The sequence below is a fragment of the Microbulbifer mixtoriginis (SeqCode) genome (genome assembly GCF_052467945.1).
The window spans coordinates 4088200-4106322 of the sequence record NZ_CP174328.1; the positions used below are offsets into that span (position 1 = coordinate 4088200).

Annotated in this window: 17 protein-coding genes; 13 read left to right on the forward strand and 4 right to left on the reverse strand. The window is 55.8% G+C overall.

The window, feature by feature from the left end; genetic code table 11:
• The first annotated feature begins 128 nt into the window (after nt 1-128).
• The gene (locus tag ACJJIJ_RS17750; RefSeq protein ID WP_444938043.1) at nt 129-1523 is read left to right on the forward strand and encodes a S8 family peptidase; all 1395 of its coding nucleotides are present in this window, start codon (nt 129-131) and stop codon (nt 1521-1523) included.
• Nucleotides 1524-1601: 78 nt separating this feature from the next.
• Here ACJJIJ_RS17750 and ACJJIJ_RS17755 read toward each other — a convergent pair whose 3' ends face one another.
• Entirely contained in the window at nt 1602-2144 is a 543-nt protein-coding gene (locus ACJJIJ_RS17755) for a carboxymuconolactone decarboxylase family protein (RefSeq protein ID WP_444889028.1), read from the reverse strand.
• Between the two features lie 156 nt (nt 2145-2300).
• On the opposite strand from ACJJIJ_RS17755, the gene ACJJIJ_RS17760 reads away from it, so the two are divergent.
• The 6 genes from ACJJIJ_RS17760 (at nt 2301) to ACJJIJ_RS17785 (ending at nt 8218) form a co-directional block, all read left to right on the forward strand.
• Entirely contained in the window at nt 2301-2897 is a 597-nt protein-coding gene (locus ACJJIJ_RS17760; RefSeq protein WP_444883206.1) for a TetR/AcrR family transcriptional regulator, read from the forward strand.
• Between the two features lie 138 nt (nt 2898-3035).
• Nucleotides 3036-4280, forward strand: coding sequence for a sterol desaturase family protein (locus ACJJIJ_RS17765; RefSeq protein WP_444889027.1), 1245 nt, complete (start codon nt 3036-3038; stop codon nt 4278-4280).
• Between the two features lie 242 nt (nt 4281-4522).
• Nucleotides 4523-5143, forward strand: coding sequence for a guanylate kinase (gene gmk / locus ACJJIJ_RS17770; protein WP_444887586.1), 621 nt, complete (start codon nt 4523-4525; stop codon nt 5141-5143).
• A 100-nt stretch (nt 5144-5243) separates the two neighbouring features.
• Nucleotides 5244-5507, forward strand: a complete 264-nt coding sequence (gene rpoZ / locus ACJJIJ_RS17775) for a DNA-directed RNA polymerase subunit omega (protein WP_252086044.1) — start codon at nt 5244-5246, stop codon at nt 5505-5507.
• 54 nt (nt 5508-5561) lie between these two features.
• Nucleotides 5562-7679, forward strand: coding sequence for a bifunctional GTP diphosphokinase/guanosine-3',5'-bis pyrophosphate 3'-pyrophosphohydrolase (gene spoT, locus ACJJIJ_RS17780; protein ID WP_444887587.1), 2118 nt, complete (start codon nt 5562-5564; stop codon nt 7677-7679).
• Nucleotides 7680-7834: 155 nt separating this feature from the next.
• Entirely contained in the window at nt 7835-8218 is a 384-nt protein-coding gene (locus ACJJIJ_RS17785) for a Rid family detoxifying hydrolase (protein WP_444883209.1), read from the forward strand.
• An 81-nt stretch (nt 8219-8299) separates the two neighbouring features.
• Here the strand turns inward: ACJJIJ_RS17785 and ACJJIJ_RS17790 are convergent, their stop codons facing one another.
• A complete protein-coding gene (locus ACJJIJ_RS17790; protein WP_444887588.1) occupies nt 8300-9184 on the reverse strand; it encodes an NAD-dependent epimerase/dehydratase family protein in 885 nt (294 codons plus the stop codon).
• A gap of 229 nt (nt 9185-9413) precedes the next feature.
• Entirely contained in the window at nt 9414-9674 is a 261-nt protein-coding gene (locus ACJJIJ_RS17795; RefSeq protein WP_252083897.1) for a GlsB/YeaQ/YmgE family stress response membrane protein, read from the reverse strand.
• Nucleotides 9675-9863: 189 nt separating this feature from the next.
• On the opposite strand from ACJJIJ_RS17795, the gene ACJJIJ_RS17800 reads away from it, so the two are divergent.
• Nucleotides 9864-10787: a hydrogen peroxide-inducible genes activator gene (locus ACJJIJ_RS17800; RefSeq protein WP_444938044.1), complete on the forward strand. Its 924-nt coding sequence runs from the start codon at nt 9864-9866 to the stop codon at nt 10785-10787.
• Nucleotides 10766-12868 carry an ATP-dependent DNA helicase RecG gene (gene recG / locus ACJJIJ_RS17805; RefSeq protein ID WP_444938045.1) on the forward strand — a complete coding sequence of 701 codons (2103 nt, stop codon included), beginning with the start codon at nt 10766-10768 and terminating at the stop codon, nt 12866-12868. Before ACJJIJ_RS17800 ends, recG begins: the two co-directional genes overlap by 22 nt.
• Before the next feature lie 10 nt (nt 12869-12878).
• Here the strand turns inward: recG and ACJJIJ_RS17810 are convergent, their stop codons facing one another.
• Complete coding sequence (locus ACJJIJ_RS17810) at nt 12879-14195, reverse strand: dicarboxylate/amino acid:cation symporter (protein WP_444938046.1); 1317 nt, start codon at nt 14193-14195, stop codon at nt 12879-12881.
• A gap of 145 nt (nt 14196-14340) precedes the next feature.
• Between ACJJIJ_RS17810 and ACJJIJ_RS17815 the strand changes: the two genes are divergently transcribed.
• The 4 genes from ACJJIJ_RS17815 (at nt 14341) to phoR (ending at nt 18109) form a co-directional block, all read left to right on the forward strand.
• A complete protein-coding gene (locus ACJJIJ_RS17815) occupies nt 14341-14922 on the forward strand; it encodes a chorismate--pyruvate lyase family protein (RefSeq protein ID WP_444938047.1) in 582 nt (193 codons plus the stop codon).
• Nucleotides 14923-14985: 63 nt separating this feature from the next.
• The gene (gene ubiA, locus ACJJIJ_RS17820) at nt 14986-15828 is read left to right on the forward strand and encodes a 4-hydroxybenzoate octaprenyltransferase (protein ID WP_444939591.1); all 843 of its coding nucleotides are present in this window, start codon (nt 14986-14988) and stop codon (nt 15826-15828) included.
• A gap of 109 nt (nt 15829-15937) precedes the next feature.
• Nucleotides 15938-16642, forward strand: a complete 705-nt coding sequence (gene phoB / locus ACJJIJ_RS17825; protein ID WP_252083902.1) for a phosphate regulon transcriptional regulator PhoB — start codon at nt 15938-15940, stop codon at nt 16640-16642.
• 135 nt (nt 16643-16777) lie between these two features.
• On the forward strand, nt 16778-18109 hold the full coding sequence (phoR, locus tag ACJJIJ_RS17830; protein ID WP_444938048.1) for a phosphate regulon sensor histidine kinase PhoR: 1332 nt from the start codon (nt 16778-16780) through the stop codon (nt 18107-18109).
• Nucleotides 18110-18123 lie beyond the last annotated feature (14 nt).

Below are 18123 nucleotides of genomic sequence, written 5' to 3' on the forward strand. Positions count from 1 at the left end.
TTTTGCCTGTGTTCTAACGGTGCCACGCTTTTTTGCAGTTCTACCGAAAGCCAAGCACCCGGATTTCCCCTCTTGTCAGCTAAATATTGACCAGGGTGATAACCATCCATCACGGAGAGATAACAATAATGAAAACACCACTGAAAAATCTATTGCATAAGTCCGCACTGGCCGGCGTATTTTCACTGCTGTGTGCAAGCTCCTTTGCCGCCCAGGTCGAAGATACCAGCAACGCTCAAATCACCGACCGCATTATCGTCAAATACAAGCAGGGCGCTAAAATAGGGCAGGCGGCCAGACTAGCTCCAGAAACCATAGATAAAGCCTCCCGCCGCGCCGGCCATAAAATGCGTCACCTGCGCCGTATGGCCACAGGTGCTCAGGTGATGCGCCTGGAGGGACGCAAAAACAAAGCAGAGCTCGAGGCTATTATCAGCCGCCTTAAACAGGACCCCGATGTCGAGTATGCAGAGCCCGACCTGATGATGAAGGCCATGGCCGTACCCAATGACCCCAGCTATTACGATCAGTGGCACTATTTTGAGTCCACCGGTGGCCTTAATCTGCCGGCAGCCTGGGATACCACTCAGGGCGAGGGTGTGGTCGTCGCAGTTATCGATACCGGCTTCCTGCCCCACGCAGATCTGGCCGCTAACCTGCTGCCCGGTTACGACATGATTTCCGATACCGATGTCTCTGTGGATGGTGACGGCCGCGACAGCGACGCCACCGACCCCGGCGACTGGTATACCAATACCTACTGTGGTGACCCCCGATACCCGGAAGCGGACAGCAGCTGGCACGGTACCCATGTCGCCGGCACCATAGCGGCAGTGACCAACAATAATATGGGCGTAGCCGGTGTGGCCCCCAAAGCGAAGATCGTACCCGTGCGAGTACTCGGCCGCTGTGGCGGTTACACTTCAGATATTGCCGACGGCATCATCTGGAGCGCCGGCGGTTCTGTCAGCGGTGTCCCAACCAACGCCAACCCCGCCCAGGTACTGAACTTGAGCCTGGGTGGTAGCGGCAGTTGCGCTACCACAACGCAGAATGCCATCAATACCGCACGCAGCCTAGGTGCCACCGTCGTGGTTGCCGCCGGCAACTCCGCTCGCAACGCTCGCCGTTACACGCCAGCAAGCTGCTCGGGGGTTATTACTGTTGCCGCCACAGATCGCTCCGGTGGTCGCGCCTACTACTCTAATTACGGTAATGTGGTCGACGTAGCCGCACCGGGTGGTGAGACCAATGTGGTGAGCAGTGATGGTGTGCTATCCACGCTCAACAGCGGTAACACTGTAGCCGGTACGGATTCCTATGCTTACTATCCCGGTACCAGCATGGCCACCCCCCATGTAGCCGGTGCCGCAGCTCTGATCTATTCGGTGAACCCCAATGTGACACCCGATCAGGTAGAGTCTATTCTCACCAGCACCGCGCGCAGTTTCCCATCCTCTTGCTCGCGCTGTGGCTCTGGCATTGTCGACGCTGCTTCGGCAGTGGCAGCGGCCAGTAACTGATATCCCCACCGCTTGTGGATCTTATAGAAAGGCCGGCAAATGCCGGCCTTATAGCTTTCCCGTGCCGACCCACGCAATCTAACGAACAAATGCGGCAAATTGGGGGTCAACCGGCGTATCTGCAAGATGATTGATGTAATTGCTCATCACTTTCTGCGCAACCCCAACAATAATCTCCAGCAGGTTTTGGCGGTTATAGCCCACTGCGTAAAACCGCTCTGATACCTCATCTGAAATCACACCACGCTCACGCACAATCGCCAGGGTGGTGTCCCGCAGTACTTCAAGTTTTTCAGTAGGTAGGGGCGTCTTATTGCGAAGGGCCTCATTCACTTCATCCGCTACTTTCATCGCCTTGGCAATAGCGCTGTGTGCCGGTACACAGTAGTGACAGTTATGCTCCACATTAATGCTCTGCCAGATCACGGTCATTTCTTCGGCATTGAATGAGGTGTCCAGGAAGTACTGATGTAAATCCTGGTAAGCCGCCAGGGCTTGGGGGGACTCTGCCATAACCCCGTGCAAGTTGGGGATAGAGCCAAAGGCCTTGATAGATTTCTGGAGGAGGGGTTTGCTGTCTTGCGGTGCACTTTCAAGATCGTAAATCTGGAACTCTTTCATCGCTGAACTCACCTTTGATGTTTGGGCTAAATACTTGAGCGATCGATCAAGTATTATGAGGCTAACCAATATTGAGCGATCGTTCAACAGCAAAGAGTAATTGGCGGATATCTCTTGAAAGGGTAAAATTTGAGCAATTGCTCAAGTGGAGGCAACATGGCGAATACCGCGAAATTTGACCGCCAGGAAGTATTGCAGCGGGCAACCTGGCTTTTCTGGCAAAAAGGGTTTCACGCCACATCGACTCGTGACCTGCAACAGGCCACCAATCTTCGTCCTGGTAGTATTTATGCTGCTTTTGGTAGTAAATCTGGACTTTTCAAAGAGGTTCTCAGCTATTACGCGCAAAATCGCGACCAATTACTCCTTCAATGCATAAATGACGAAGGCAGCAACCTTGGAGGCTTGCGTGCCTATTTCCATTACATATTGCTAGGTGACGATGTTGATGCCCCAAACGAGCTCTGCCTATTAGCTAAAGCCATCTCAGAGCTGGATGAAGGAGAAGAAGCACTATTGGCCGAGGCCCGCGCTTTACTGGCTGCACATGGGGCAAAGTTCCGTCAGTATCTGGAGAGTGCGGTGAATGCTGGAGAGCTTTCCAAACAGACAGATTCGGCGCTGCTCGCTCGCCAATTGCAGGTTCAAATGATTGGACTGCGAACTTATCTCCGCGCCACCTCGGACCGCGCTGCGGTTGAGCAAATGATCGAACAGTTGTTTGACCCAGCCTGCGTGCAGACCACAAGTTGAGAAAAAGGCGATTATGCGCGGCCTCTTATACAAACGCTGACGGATTTCGGAATCCAGCCCCTGCGGTTATTTGAACAGCACAGCCCCTATGGCACATTCAAGAGAAACGGTATCGAGTTATAACAATAAGAGGTCACCGTGGATCTGATTACCTTCGCCATCCCTTTTTTCCTGATCGCCGTACTCACAGAACTCGCACTGGACCGCTGGAAAGGTTGGGGGCTTTACCGCCTCAACGATGCCCTGGGAAATTTGAGTACGGGTATCCTAAGCCGCATACTTGGGCTTACTTATAAAAGCCTATTTCTAGTCATTTATATCCCGCTATACCAGCTGCTGCTGCCTTACTACCAAGCAGTCGGCTTCGACTGGTCCATGAGTAATGGCTGGCACCTGGCGCTAGCTGTACTCGCCTACGATTTTTGTTATTACTGGAAGCACCGCATCTGCCATGAGGTCAACGTGTTCTGGGCGGAACACCTGGTGCATCACCAGAGCGAGGATTACAACCTCACCACTGCCTTGCGCCAGTCTAGCGGTGGGTTGCAGTTGGATTGGGTATTCTATTTACCCCTGCTGCTGATTGGCTTGCCAGCGGAAATGGTGATCGTGGCCGGAGCCATAGATCTGATTTACCAATTCTGGGTACACACGCAAAAAATTCCCAAAATCCGCTGGATGGAATGGCTGCTGATTACCCCCTCTAACCACCGAGTGCACCATGCGCAGAACAAGGTGTACGTAGATAAAAACTACGGCGGAATCCTGATCTTATGGGACCGCCTGTTTGGTACCTATCAAGAGGAGCTGGAGGGGGAGCCCTGTATTTACGGTGTGCGCAAACCCCTTAATACCTTCGACCCTCTGGCGGCAAACCTGCAACATCTGAAACGCATGGCGCAAGACGCCTGGTATACAAAAAACTGGTGGGACAAATTTACCCTTTGGTTCCGCCCCACCGGCTATCGTCCCGCAGATGCCGAAGCGGCAATGCCAGTCCCCTCCACCAACCTGAAATCTTTCCAGCGTTACAACCCACAGATTCATCGGGCCCGACGCAACTACGCGCTGGGCCAGCACCTGTGCTATTCCGCCGCCACCCTGGCACTCCTGTGGTACTACCAGAGCCTGGAAATTCCCTCACTGCTGGGGGCAGTAGCACTGTTGGTTTTTGGCCTGGTAATCAATGGGCGAATTCTCGATAACCATCCACTGACCAAATATCTGGAACCCTTACGCCTGGCCCTCTACTGCGGGGTGCTGCCGCTGTTAAACACACAATTTGTCCCAATTTTCAGCGCTTATATTGCGATCAGTGCTCTGGTCTGGGGGTGGTTGGCAATCACTTGCAAAGAGGATACAGTCGCTGTCGTTTGCGATTAGCAACAAGGAGTGAACCTCGATTGCAGGATGTTGGTGGTGATCGAGTGATCTCCCGCTGGGCGATCCCGGCCGGGCTCAGAAGGCAGTTTATAGCGCCTCCTGAAACTCCCAACACTTACCCCCAATTCCGGCCGGGGTTTAGCCTTTTCCTCCTCCTTTTCCTGGGATTGCGCAACTGCCAGTCACCGCTCAGGTAACGGCTTCGGTTATAATGCGCGCTTTCACCCCGAACAGGATCAGTTGTGCAAACAGGAACCCTCTATACCGTATCCGCCCCCTCCGGCGCTGGGAAAACCAGTCTCGTCAAAGCACTGGTGGATAGCGACAGTCAGGTCACCGTTTCTATCTCCCATACCACCCGTTCCATGCGTCCGGGCGAGGTCAACGGTGTCGATTACCACTTCGTGTCGCGCGAGGAGTTTCTGGCAATGCTTGAGCAAGATGCCTTCTTCGAGCACGCTCAGGTATACGGTGATAATTACTACGGTACTTCCAAGGGCAGTATCGAGGAAATTCTCGCTGGTGGCCGCGATGTAATCCTGGAAATTGACTGGCAGGGTGCCGCTCAAGTGCGCCGTCTGCACCCAGAGACCGTTGGTATTTTTATTTTGCCACCCTCTCAGGAGGCCCTGCGCGAACGCCTCACAGGTCGAGGCCAGGACGACGAAAGTGTGATCGAGCGTCGTATGGATCAGGCCATTGATGAAATGACCCACTACGTGGAAGCCGACTATCTGGTGATTAACGACGATTTCGAGCTGGCCCTAATAGAGCTTGGCTCCATCTTCACCGCCCAGCGCCAACGTCTGGAAAAGCAACAGAAACGCCACGGTGAACTGTTGCAGGCACTGTTGCGCCATTGAGCCGGTTGATCGAATTGCGTACACTCCCCGGTCCGGTAAAATAACCGGTCCCCCGAACAGAATTCGCCCACCCGGGCACAGTGAATGGAACCGAAAGTTTATGGCACGTATCACCGTTGAAGATTGTCTGGAGCACGTCGACAACCGCTTCGAACTCGTTATCGTGGGTAGTAAGCGCGCCCGCCAGATTGCCACCGGCGGACAGGATCCGATGGTTCCAGAAGAGAACGACAAACCCACGGTTATCGCCCTGCGTGAGATCGAAGAGGGCCTGGTTGATGCGAGCATTCTCGACCAGCCAGATCGTGAAGAGGCCCCGGCACCCATGGCGGCCCCGGCCTATCTGTCCGACCAGGAAATCTGATTTCGATCTGTTCTGACCTAGAGTTTATGAGTTTTACGAGAGGCGCGCGCGGCATTGCACACCATCGATAGTCTGGCCCACCGCCTCTCCTCATACCTGCCTCCCGAGCAAATCCAAATAGTCCGTCGCGCCTATTTCTACGCCGAACAAGCCCACGACGGTCAGCAGCGACGTTCCGGTGAACCCTATGTGACCCATCCTTTGGCGGTGGCCACAATTCTCGCTGGCATGCATATGGATCACGAGAGCCTGGCTGCTGCCATGCTCCACGATGTGATCGAAGACACCGGAATCCCCAAAGCCGCACTGGAGGAGCAGTTTGGTGGCGAGGTTGCCGATATTGTCGACGGTGTATCCAAACTGACCCAGTTTGAGACAGACAGCGCCGCGGAAAAACAGGCGGAAAACTTCCAGAAAATGGCTCTGGCCATGGCGCGCGATATCCGCGTGATTTTGGTCAAGCTGGCCGACCGCTTGCACAATATGCGCACCCTCGGCGCACTCAAGCCACAAAAACGCCAGCGCATCGCTCGCGAAACCCTGGAAATCTACGCACCCATTGCCCACCGCCTGGGTATGAACGATGTGCGTATCGAGTTTGAGGACCGATCCTTCTTTGCGATCCACCCGCTGCGCGCCAGCCGACTGCGTGCCGCTCTGGTAGCCGCGCGCGGCAATCGCAAGGAACTGCTGGAGCAGATCCAGAACGCCATTGAGCTGCGCCTGCAGCGTGAAGGAATCAGCTCACTGGTGATTGGTCGCGAGAAACACCTATTCAGCATCTACCAAAAGATGCGCGCCAAGAAGAAATCCTTTAAAGAGATCATGGATGTCTACGCTTTCCGCATCATCGTGGACAGCGTGGACACCTGCTACCGGGTGTTGGGCGTAATGCACAGCCTCTATAAACCCGTCATCTCCGAATTCAAGGATTATGTTGCCATCCCCAAATCCAATGGATATCAGTCACTACACACAGTGCTGCTGGGAATGCACGGGGTGCCTATCGAGGTGCAGATTCGCACCAAGGAAATGGACGAAATGGCCAATAGCGGTATCGCCGCCCATTGGCTGTACAAGGCTTCCGGCGATGAGGTGATCAACACTGGTGGTACTAGCCAAGTACGTGCTCGCCGCTGGGTGCAGGGCCTGCTGGAGATGCAGCAGCGTGCCGGCGACTCCCTGGAGTTTATTGAGAACGTTAAAATCGACCTCTTCCCCGACGAGGTCTATGTATTCACCCCCAAAGGGCAGATTGTCGACCTGCCCGCCGGTGCCACCGCCGTGGATTTCGCCTACTCAGTGCATACAGATATCGGCAACTCCTGTGTGGCCGTGCGGATCAACCAGCGCTTGGCGCCCCTGTCACAGCCGCTGGCCAGCGGGCAAAAGGTGGAAATTCTCACCCGTAAAAATGCTCAGCCAAACCCAAACTGGCTCAACTTTGTTGTAACCGCCAAAGCCCGTAGCGCCATTCGACACTTCCTCAAACACCAGCGCCACCACGACTCCATTACTCTGGGACGGCGCCTGCTCGAAAAGGCCCTGGGTAAATTTAATACCCGCCTGGAAGAACTGACACCGGAGCAACTGGAAAAAGGTCTGCAGGAAGCCAAGTGTGCGACTCTGGAGAAATTGCTGGAGGAGATAGGCCTCGGCAACAAAGTTGCTTTCTCTGCGGCCAAGCTGTTGGCTCCCGCGCACAGTGAAGAGGCGGAAACGAGCAATATCTCCTCGCCACTAACCATTGATGCCCAGGAGGGCATGATGATCAGTTTCGCCCGGTGCTGCCGCCCCATTCCGGGGGATACCATCATCGGCCATATCAGCTCCGGCAAAGGCGTAGTGGTACATCGGGATACCTGCCGCAATACCAACGAATTCCGCGAACACCCGGAAAACCTGATGCTGGTGAACTGGTCCCCAGACGTACGCGGAGAGTTCCTCGGGGATGTGCGGGTGGAAGTGGAGTCCGAGCGCGGCATTATCGCGCGCCTGGCCACCCGTATTACCGAAGAGGGAGCCAGTATCGAGCAGATCAATGTGGATGAAAAAGACGCCCATAACAGCGTTATTTCCCTCACACTAGAGGTCAGTGGCCGTATTCATCTGGCGAGAGTCATGAAAAGGCTGCGCAACCTGCCGTCGGTGATCCGTATCTCGCGCCCGTAAGATACTTGGATATCGTACTGGCGAGCTAATTATCGACTCACTGAGAGCGAGCTTTTACTCCGCTTTTTGGCCTATGGCTCGCTGCCATTCCCTACAAAAGCGCGCTATATTTATCGGCTTTCCGCAACAAATAGCAATAAGTAATGGAGTGCCCAATGCCCAACCGCGCAATTATTAAAACAGACAAGGCTCCGGCAGCAGCCGGTACCTACTCCCAGGCGGTAAAGGTCAACGATACGGTATACCTGTCCGGGCAAATAGGACTGGATCCCGAGACTCAGCAGATGGTTTCCGGTGGTTTTGTCGATGAGGCCCACCAGGTTTTCCGCAACCTTGCAGCCGTTTGTGAGGCCTCGGATGGATCGCTCCAGCATATTGTGAAGCTCAATCTCTACATCACCGACAGCAACAACTTTGCCGCAGTGAATGAGGTGATGGCGGAGTTTTTTCAGGAGCCCTACCCAGCGCGTGCCACGGTGGTCGTTAAGGAGCTGCCGCTTGGTGCCCAGTTTGAAGCCGAGGGGGTGATGGTGCCTTAACCCAGCAGAGCACCAACCTGCAGTGCAGGACTTCCGTCCGGCACTGCATTTCTAGATTGCTCTCTCGTAGATTTGCCGCTGTCAGCCTTCCGCTTCCAATAGCGCACTGTAGCCCACTTTGTAATCGGGATACTTGAGCTGGTAACCACTAGCGAGCAAGCGCTGATTACTGAGTTTTTTCGAGCGGCGTTCGCTGGTCTGCACAATCTCACGCAAATGAGCGCTGGTATAGCCCATAGCCTTCACCAGCCACTGCTGTAGTTCATACATGGGGACCGGCTTACTATCGGCGCCGATATACAGTGGCTCTGGTATCCAACCCTGCTTGTGCCTTTCAACCAGGTGCAACAAAAAGCCAATGCAATCGTCCACATGAATACGGTTACTGAACTGGGGGGGCTGGGGCGGGGCACAGCGACCGGCGCGTACCTGAGAGAGCAAGCGGTCACGCCCCGGACCGTAAATTCCGGCAAATCGTACAATACAGACCCCGGGAATCGCCGAGCGTATGATCTCCTCTGCCGCGAGCAGCGCCTCTCCCTGAAAACCACTAGGTGCAGGAGGCGTCTGCTCATCGAGAAAATCATCACCGCTCTGGCCATACACGCGGGTTGAAGACGCCCATATCACCAAGCGCGGCGGTTTTGGCAGGCGTGAAATGGCCTCGCCCAAAGCCCGCGCGGTTTCCACGTAAGCGCGCTGATAACCGCCGGGGGTATGTTCATCCGGAGTAAATGTGGCGAGGACGATATCGGCACCATCCGTCAGCAAGCGCTCGATATCCCCCACCTTGGTGGCATCCCCCCGACGCCAATTAACCGCATCCGCTCTGCGCTTACTCGCCAGGGCCACCAGAGGGTTGCGTCGCATGCCGTAAACACTGTACTGCTTGCGATCTATATTTAGAGCGAGGCGCGCCCCCAGATCACCACACCCAAGGATCCAAAGCTTCTCTTTTTGTGTCATATAGTTCCCGACAATCTTGCGCCTGGGACAGCGTCGACTGCCATATTCCCTTGATATTGTGCTGTTGCGTCCCGCAGAACTCCTCAGATGAGAAGTCCCTAGTCTTATTTATTAACTATTAAACGGTGCGCCAAAAAAAATCCGCAAACGATTGCGGTTTTGCCATCCATGAATAACGATGCGAGGCACTTTCACGCCTCACCATTCCATCTGCCGCTCTGGTATTGAACTAATTACCGCGCCCTTTGAGTAGGCGGTAGACAGCGAGAAAGATAATCGCACCAATGGTGGCTGTTATTATGTCGCCAAATCCGAAACCGGTCACGGGGCCACCGAATCCAATCAGGGCACCAAGCCAACCACCGATGAAGGCACCGATAATGCCAATCACCATTGTGACTATCCAACCACCTGGGTCTTTACCTGGCATGATCCATTTGGCTAAGGCGCCGGCAATCAGTCCGAGAATAATCCAGGATAAAACTCCCATGGCGTTTCTCCATTCTGTTGGCCCTCATAAGATATAGCAAAATTTTGCGCCTCAATTCCATAAAGGCGTCCACAATTGGTAATTTTTCCCAACTTTGTGCCTGAGGTGACAGCTTAGCGCTAGGGTGTGGTCAGCAGCTATTATTTATGAATAATAGCTATCAAATACTATCGCTTAATTGTCTTTACCATGACTCTCAATGAACTGCGCTACATCGTCACTCTCGCTCAGGAACAGCATTTCGGCCGCGCCGCCGAGCGCTGCTTCGTCAGCCAACCGACCCTGTCTATCGCAGTAAAAAAGCTGGAGAAAGAGCTGGGGGTCGCCCTTTTCGAGCGTTCCAAAACTCGGGTGCAGGCCACGCCATTGGGGGAACGTATCGTCGCCCAGGCCCAACTAGTACTGGAACAGTCTGCCGCCATTAAGGATATCGCCAGCGCCGGTAAGGACCAGCTGGCGAGCCCCCTCTCGGTCGGGGCGATTTTTACTATCGGCCCCTATTTGTTTCCGCACTTTATTCCGCAGCTACAGCACCTGGCCCCAGAGATGCCTCTCTACGTAGAAGAGGGCTACACCGCCACTCTGCGCCAACGCCTGCGCAAGGGCGAGCTGGATGCGATCATTATCGCGTTGCCATTCACCGAGCCCGATGTGGTCACCCAGCCACTTTATGACGAACCTTTCGTGGTATTGATGCCAGCTGGGCACCCCCTTGCCCAGCAGGAATTCATAGATCCCGAGCAGCTCACCAAAGATAATGTGCTATTGCTGGGGGAGGGCCACTGCTTCCGCGACCAAGTGCTGGAGGCCTGCCCACATTTGCAGGTCACTATGGAGAAGGAGAGCGGTGGTGGAGGCATTCGTACAGCCGCCGATGGCAGTTCGCTGGAAACCCTGAGACACATGGTGGCCTCGGGGCTCGGTATCACCGTATTGCCATTCTCCGCAGCCACCGCTTCGCAATATGCCAGCGGGCTGCTGGAAACACGCCCCTTCAAGGCGCCGGGGCCCCGACGCACCGTCGCACTGGCCTGGCGTGCCAGCTTTCCACGCCACCGAGCTATCGATATATTGCGTGAGGCCATCAGCCAGTGTCATCTGATCGAGCCATAAACAACCTTGCAGATCAGCCAGTTACCAACCTCAAAGGGGTAGGAGACAAGTTTGCCCAGGTCCTGGCCAAACTGCATATCCACTCCCTGCAAGACCTGCTGTTCCACTTGCCGTTGCGCTACCAGGACCGCACCCGGGTGGTGCCGGTGGCCGGGCTCACTGCCGGGATGGATGCGGTTATTGAGGGCGAGGTAACTGCCGCCGATGTAGTTTTCGGCCGCCGACGCAGTCTGGTAGTCAAGCTTCAGGATATGAGCGGCAGTATCACTCTGCGTTTTTTCCACTTTTCTGCTGCGCAGAAAAACCGCTTTGCCCGCGGCGCACGCCTGCGTTGCTTCGGCGAGGCGCGGCGTGGCGCCGCCGGCCTGGAACTCTACCATCCCGAAACTGAAATTGTCGGCAGCGAAAACGCCACTACCGAGGAAACCCTGACACCGGTTTACCCTCTGACCGAGGGCGTCAGCCAGGGGCGTATGCGCGGTCTGATGCAACAAGCCGTGGAGCTCCTGCGCAGTGGAGCCGTGACCGAACTACTCCCTGCAGATTTACTACCAAAGCCATTGCGTTACCCCCTGAGTGACGCCCTGATTTATTTGCACTCGCCACCTGCCGGCACCCAGTTGGAAAAACTCGCCGCCGGCACACACCCCGCACAACAGCGCCTGGCCCTGGAAGAGCTGCTCGCGCACCATTTGAGCCTGCTGGAATTGCGGCGCAACAGCGCAAGGGTTGCGGCACCGCCACTGCCCGCCAACAAATCTTTGGAGAGAGATTTCCTCTCACGCCTACCATTTTCGCTCACCGGTGCACAGCAAAGAGTCTGTGAGGAGATTGCCGAAGACCTCGCCCAGGACCTCCCCATGATGCGCCTGCTACAGGGAGATGTCGGCGCCGGTAAAACCCTGGTAGCAGCCATGGCTGCCCTCAAAGGCATCGGCGCTGGTGCTCAGGTGGTGGTGATGGCGCCGACAGAAATTCTCGCCGAGCAGCATAGAATCAACTTCTGTAACTGGCTTGAGCCTCTCGGCTTACAGGTAGCGCAACTTACCGGCAGCTTAAAAGCCGCCGAGCGCCGCGAGCAGTTGGGCAAAATTGCCAGTGGCGAGGCGCAGCTGGTGGTAGGCACCCACGCACTCTTCCAGGAGGGTGTGGAATTCCATAACCTGGTGTTGGTGATTATCGACGAGCAACACCGTTTCGGGGTGCGCCAGCGTTTGGAGCTGCGCGAGAAGGGCGCTGCCAGAGGTGCCACCGGCAGGTTGCAACCGCACCAGTTGATTATGACCGCCACCCCGATCCCCCGTACCCTGGCTATGTCTGCATTTGCTGATCTGGACTGCTCCATCATTGATGAGCTGCCGCCCGGTCGCCAGCCTATCAACACCGTGGCGATATCTAACGACCGCCGCGACCAGGTGATGGAAAGAGTGCACAGTGCCATCGCCGAGGGGCGCCAGGCCTATTGGGTCTGCACTCTGATTGAGGAATCCGAGAGCCTGCAGGCTCAGGCCGCAGAGTCCACCGCCGAGGAATTAGTGGAGATGCTCGACGGTGCGCGTGTGGCCCTGGTACACGGGCGCCTTAAGCCGGAGCAGAAAGAGCAGGTAATGAGCGCCTTCAAAGCTGGTGAGGTAGACCTGCTGGTGGCAACCACGGTGATCGAGGTGGGGGTAGATGTGCCCAACGCCAGTCTGATGATTATCGAAAACCCAGAGCGCCTGGGCCTCGCCCAGCTGCACCAGCTGCGCGGCCGGGTTGGGCGCGGCTCCATAGCCAGTCACTGTGTGCTGCTCTACGGTACACCGCTGTCACAAAATGGACGGGCGCGCCTACAGGCGCTGCGTCAGCATAGCGACGGCTTCGCCATCGCTGAGGAAGACCTGCGTCTGCGCGGACCAGGGGAAATTCTCGGCACCCGCCAGACTGGAGAGATCCAACACCGTATTGCAGATCTGCAGCGGGATGCGGAACTGCTGCCACAAGTGCAAAAAATAGCCATATCCCCACATTTGACGGAAGGGATGCGACAGCAGCTAATTAAGCGCTGGTTACAAAACAAGCCCCGTTTCGCCGAGGCTTGAGGAGAGCGCCCTAGTGGGCGCCTACCGTACTGTTATCGTTGATGCTGACACTCTTGTAATTGGCGTCGTAGTAAGTCTCCTCGTCCAAGGCACCTTCACTCTTCGCCACCACACTGCTCACCACCGCATCTCCAGTGATATTCACTGCGGTGCGCACCATATCCAGCAGGCGGTCTACGCCGATCACAATGGCAATCCCCTCCAGCGGCAGTCCCACCTGCTGCAGCACCATACCGAGCATAATCAGGCCCACTCCGGGCACCCCGGCAGTACCAATAGAAGCCAGAGTTGCTGTCAGGATCACAGTCAGGAAGCCAGTCAAGCCGATCTCAATACCAAAGAACTGAGCGATAAAGACCGTAGCCACACCCTGCATAATCGCGGTGCCATCCATGTTGATAGTGGCCCCTAGAGGAATGGTAAATGAAGCAATCTTGTTATCCACACCGAGGCGTTTCTCAACTGTTGCCAGAGTGACTGGAATAGTGGCCCCTGAGGAAGCGGTACTGAAAGCGAACATCATTGTTGAACGCATTTTCTTAAGTAATTCTATAGGGTTAAGGCCACTAAGAAGTTTCAAAAGTACCGAATATACAACCAATGCATGGACAAGTAAGGCTCCGAGAACCACAAGGAAGTACTTAATCAATTGTAAAAGTACATCGAGCCCCAGCTGTGCAAATGTTTTTGCCAATAAAGCAAAAACACCATAAGGGGCGAAAACCATCAGCACCCCGACCATACGCAGTACGACACTATTAAGATCACTAAAAAGAGCGGCGACGCGCTTACCCGGCTCCCCACAGCGGGAAATCGCATAGCCCATCAGCAGGGCAAATACGATAATCTGCAGCATATTGCCCTCGGCCATGGCTGCGACCGGATTGGTGGGGAATATATTTACCAGCACCTCGGAAAGCGGTGGGGATTCTTTTGGCTGGAAAGAAGACGTTGCCGCAGCGGCAGCCTCGCTCACACCCACCCCAGGCTGGAAGATCAATGCCATACATAGAGCCAAAGTAATAGCAATGGCAGTAGTAAGTATGTAAAGCATTATCGTTTTACCCGCCAGTGGCCCTATTCGGCTGCCTTCCGACAGAGAGCAAGCACCACTGATCAGAGACACGAGGACTAGGGGCACCACCATCAGCTTCAACGAGGCGATAAAGATTCGCCCGATAACGTCGAACAGACCCTCAGTAAGATAAAGGTTAATAAAGTTCGTAACGCTTGGGCCGAGCAACTGGCTCATATTCAAATAATTGAATAACGCCCCAAGGAGACTGCCAGTGACCATCCCCACTAAAATTTTGGTAGTAAGCCCCATAACAAGCTTCTCTTTATAAATTCATTGTTTTCATTAAAGGGAGCACTATATCCATTGCCGCCCCGGTGAGCAAAAATCCAACGGGGTGGCGCCAGCCGCCAGTGGGCAGGGTACAATACCCTTTTTACCGACTGCGGAGTTATCGTTGCACCAGTCTCCATTTGTACCTGCGGGCGATTGGCGGGGGCGGCCATTTGAATCGGCACAGTTCCAACCACCAGAAAACCTGATGCCGTGGCTGGCATACACCGGTTCGCTCACCGCTGCACTGAAGCAACTGAGTGGAGGGGATTTCAGTGTGCGGGTACTTGGTCAGAGCTGGCAGCTACCCCGAGCGGAGGAATGCCGCACGCTCAATTTAAATCGCCACAGCCGCGCCCTGGTGCGGGAGGTACTACTGATAGGGTGTGGCCAACCCTGGGTTTACGCGCGCAGTGTTCTGCCCCTGCGCAGCCTGCAGGGCAAGTCCCGCAACTTACGCAGTCTCGACGACCGCCCTCTAGGGGAGCTGCTTTTCAGCGAACCAGGGATTCGCCGAGGCGAAATAGAGTTCAACCAATTGCGGCGCAACCCCGACTTGCAGGCTCAAGGACTCTGCGACGGCGCCGACAGTGCCTGGGGGCGCCGCTCAATTTTTTGGCTGCGGGGCAAACCCCTTTTGGTCGCAGAGGCCTTTCTATCTCAGTTCTGCCCCGGTGACCCACCTGCAGTCCCCGCAAACCAATAACCAAATACAGGGAGATTAGCCACCGTGATTAGCCAACAAATCGCCGCGCGCTGGCCCGCCGCAATGCCCTACTGGCAATTGGCGCGTATGGATAGGCCCATTGGCTCCCTATTACTTTTGTGGCCCACCTGGGTCGCACTGTGGCTTGCGGCGGGGGGCTGGCCAGGGCTGCACCTATTTGCAGTGTTCACTTTGGGCGTCATCCTGATGCGTGCGGCCGGCTGCGCGATAAATGACTTCGCCGACCGCGAGATTGACGGCCATGTTAAGCGCACCGCCACGCGCCCCCTGGCCACCGGCAACGTTACTCCCAAGGCGGCTCTTGGCCTATTCGCCGGGCTCAGCTTCGCGGCTTTTCTGCTGGTGCTCACCACCAATCAGCTAACGATTTTATTGTCATTGCCAGCACTGGCATTGGCCTTCTGCTACCCCTTTGCCAAGCGGCACACTCACCTGCCTCAAGTCGTATTGGGCGCGGCCTTCAGTATGGGGATCCCCATGGCCTTCGCCGCAGTGACCGGCGAAGTGCCTCCCCAGGCCTGGCTTCTCTATGTCGCCAACCTGTTGTGGACCCTGTGTTATGACACTTTTTACGCCATGGTGGATCGGGATGACGACCTAAAAATCGGAGTTAAATCCACGGCAATTTTGTTCGGGGAAATGGACAGAGCCATTACTGCCACTCTGCAGCTTTTGGTTCTAATGGCACTGGTGTTGATCGGCCAGCGCTTCGGCCTCGGCGCCATTTACTACTTGGCAGTTACGGCTATAGCGGCGCTTTTCGCCTACCAGCAATGGCTGATTCGCAACCGCGATAGAGAGGCCTGCTTCAAGGCATTTCTCCACAACAACTGGGTAGGGTTGGTGTTTTTTGCCGGAATATTCCTGCATTACCTCTTCAATTGATCCAGGTCTGGGAGTTCAGGCATAACCGTCATATATTTGTCATATAAATCCCGTTTAATCCTCGGCCATAACCGGGAACTTCTGACAACAGAGCGGGTATGGCAGCCAAATGCACAGTAAAACGATCCTGATTGTCGACGACGAAGCCCCTGTACGCGATATGCTGCGGGTGGCTTTAGAAATGGCAGACTACCGTTGCCTGGAGGCGGAAAACGCCCAAGAGGCCCACGCCTTAGTCATCGATGAAAAGCCAGACCTTATTCTTCTCGATTGGATGCTACCCGATGTATCCGGAGTAGAGCTGGCCCGCCGACTTAAGCGCGATGAGCTGACCACCGCGGTGCCCATCATCATGCTCACCGCCAAAGGCGAAGAAGACAATAAAATCAAAGGGTTAGAGACGGGCGCCGACGACTATATCACCAAGCCCTTCTCCCCCCGCGAGCTGGTGGCGCGCCTCAAGGCGGTACTGCGCCGCGCCGGCCCGGCCACCCCCGAAGACCCCCTCAGCGCCGGCGATCTGGTACTGGACCCTCTAAGCCACAGGGTCACTATCAAGGGACAGCCGGTGGATATGGGGCCTACTGAATTTCGCCTGCTGACTTTCTTCCTCTCTCACCAGGAACGCGCCTACACACGCACCCAGCTGCTGGATCACGTCTGGGGTGGCAATGTCTATGTGGAGGAGCGCACCGTCGACGTACACATCCGCCGCCTGCGCAAAGCTCTGGCACTTGACGGTCACGATCGTTATATCCAGACAGTGCGCGGCACCGGCTATCGATTTTCTGTGCAAACTGCCGAAAAAGTGTGACAATCTGCAAAGATCGGCACTGACTCCCGCGGTAACCATTGGTCACTCCCACAGAGGACCGGGTTTCTAAGATGTATATAAGTGCGGGGGTGGACATCAGCCCTCCCGACAACTGCCAGGTAACACGGCAAGGCTATGTTGGATCGCAGTATTGGCGAATTTTCGCGCTTCTTAATTATTGCTTTGGGCTGCTTGACCCTCGGCTTCACCACGTCCGAGTGGTCGCTCACCCTGATTTTAGGGCTGGCAGCCTACCTGCTCTCAGTGCTGTGGCAGCAGCACCGCTTCAATCGTTGGCTGGCCAATGGCCGCCGCGGCCCCGCTCCCACTGCTTTTGGTATCTGGGGTGAAATCTATGACGACTTCTACCGTATGCAGCGCCGTCACCGCCGTGAGAAGCAAAAGCTGCATGTCATGTTACGCCGTGTTCAGGACAGCACCAGCGCCCTGCGCGAAGGCATTGTAGCCCTGGAAAATGGCGACCACCTGGCCTGGTGGAACCCCGCCGCCGGCGAGCTGCTCGGCCTGCAGTCCAGTGATCAGGGGCAGTCCCTGGTGAACTTTGTGCGCGACCCTGGCTTTGTCAGCTATATGCACAGCGAGGACAACAGCCCCCGCGAACCGCTGACCCTGCCAGCGCCGGGTAATGAAGCCCTGCACCTACAACTGGAGGTGACCCGCTACGGCAAGGATGAAGCCCTGGTGATCGTTCGCGATATCACCCGCCTGCACAATCTCGAGCAGATGCGTCGTGATTTTGTCGCCAACGTTTCCCACGAGTTGCGCACTCCTCTTACCGTAATTGCCGGCTACCTGGAAACCCTACAGAACAGCGATATGGCACCTCCCGCCTGGCGGCGCCCGCTGGTTCAGATGGAGGAGCAGGCGGCACGTATGACCACCTTGGTCAACGACCTGCTTCTTCTGGCACGCCTGGAAACGTCAGAGCGAAAAACGGGTGACGTCTCTGTAGATGTGCGCGAGTTGATGGAGCGAGTTGCCCGTGAGGCGCGCAGCTTTAGCGGCGACCGTCACCAGATCAGTGTGGCGTGCGAAAGGGATTGCAGTATCCGCGGCGATGCCAGCGAGCTACACAGCGCTTTCGCCAACTTGGCGCTCAATGCGGTGAAATACAGCCCGGGGAACGGGGAGATACAACTGCGCTGGTGGCAGGATAACGATGGCGGCCACTTTAGTGTGCGGGACCAGGGTATCGGTATAGACTCGCTTCACATCCCGCGCCTTACCGAACGTTTTTACCGGGTAGACCCCGGCCGCTCCCGCGACAGCGGCGGCACGGGATTGGGCCTGGCTATCGTCAAGCATGTACTGTTGCGCCACGGTGCGGAAATGAGCGTGCACAGTGTCCCGGCCCAGGGCAGTACTTTCACCCTGCACTTCCCCTCTACCAAGCTGGAAGAGAGCCCCTCTCGGGAACTAATGGAGACCGAGGGCGCGGATTCTTGATCCACCCCCTCAAT

Excerpts from the sequence above, each read along its gene's own strand:
- ACJJIJ_RS17785 (WP_444883209.1), top strand. The coding sequence starts at position 7,835 with ATGCCCAACCGCGCAATTATTAAAACAGACAAGGCTCCGGCAGCAGCC.
- ACJJIJ_RS17795 (WP_252083897.1), bottom strand. The coding sequence starts at position 9,674 with ATGGGAGTTTTATCCTGGATTATTCTCGGACTGATTGCCGGCGCCTTA.
- phoB (WP_252083902.1), top strand. The coding sequence starts at position 15,938 with ATGCACAGTAAAACGATCCTGATTGTCGACGACGAAGCCCCTGTACGC.
- ACJJIJ_RS17790 (WP_444887588.1), bottom strand. The coding sequence starts at position 9,184 with ATGACACAAAAAGAGAAGCTTTGGATCCTTGGGTGTGGTGATCTGGGG.
- ACJJIJ_RS17760 (WP_444883206.1), top strand. The coding sequence starts at position 2,301 with ATGGCGAATACCGCGAAATTTGACCGCCAGGAAGTATTGCAGCGGGCA.
- ACJJIJ_RS17755 (WP_444889028.1), bottom strand. The coding sequence starts at position 2,144 with ATGAAAGAGTTCCAGATTTACGATCTTGAAAGTGCACCGCAAGACAGC.
- rpoZ (WP_252086044.1), top strand. The coding sequence starts at position 5,244 with ATGGCACGTATCACCGTTGAAGATTGTCTGGAGCACGTCGACAACCGC.
- phoR (WP_444938048.1), top strand. The coding sequence starts at position 16,778 with ATGTTGGATCGCAGTATTGGCGAATTTTCGCGCTTCTTAATTATTGCT.
- ACJJIJ_RS17750 (WP_444938043.1), top strand. The coding sequence starts at position 129 with ATGAAAACACCACTGAAAAATCTATTGCATAAGTCCGCACTGGCCGGC.
- ACJJIJ_RS17800 (WP_444938044.1), top strand. The coding sequence starts at position 9,864 with ATGACTCTCAATGAACTGCGCTACATCGTCACTCTCGCTCAGGAACAG.
- ubiA (WP_444939591.1), top strand. The coding sequence starts at position 14,986 with ATGCCCTACTGGCAATTGGCGCGTATGGATAGGCCCATTGGCTCCCTA.
- ACJJIJ_RS17810 (WP_444938046.1), bottom strand. The coding sequence starts at position 14,195 with ATGGGGCTTACTACCAAAATTTTAGTGGGGATGGTCACTGGCAGTCTC.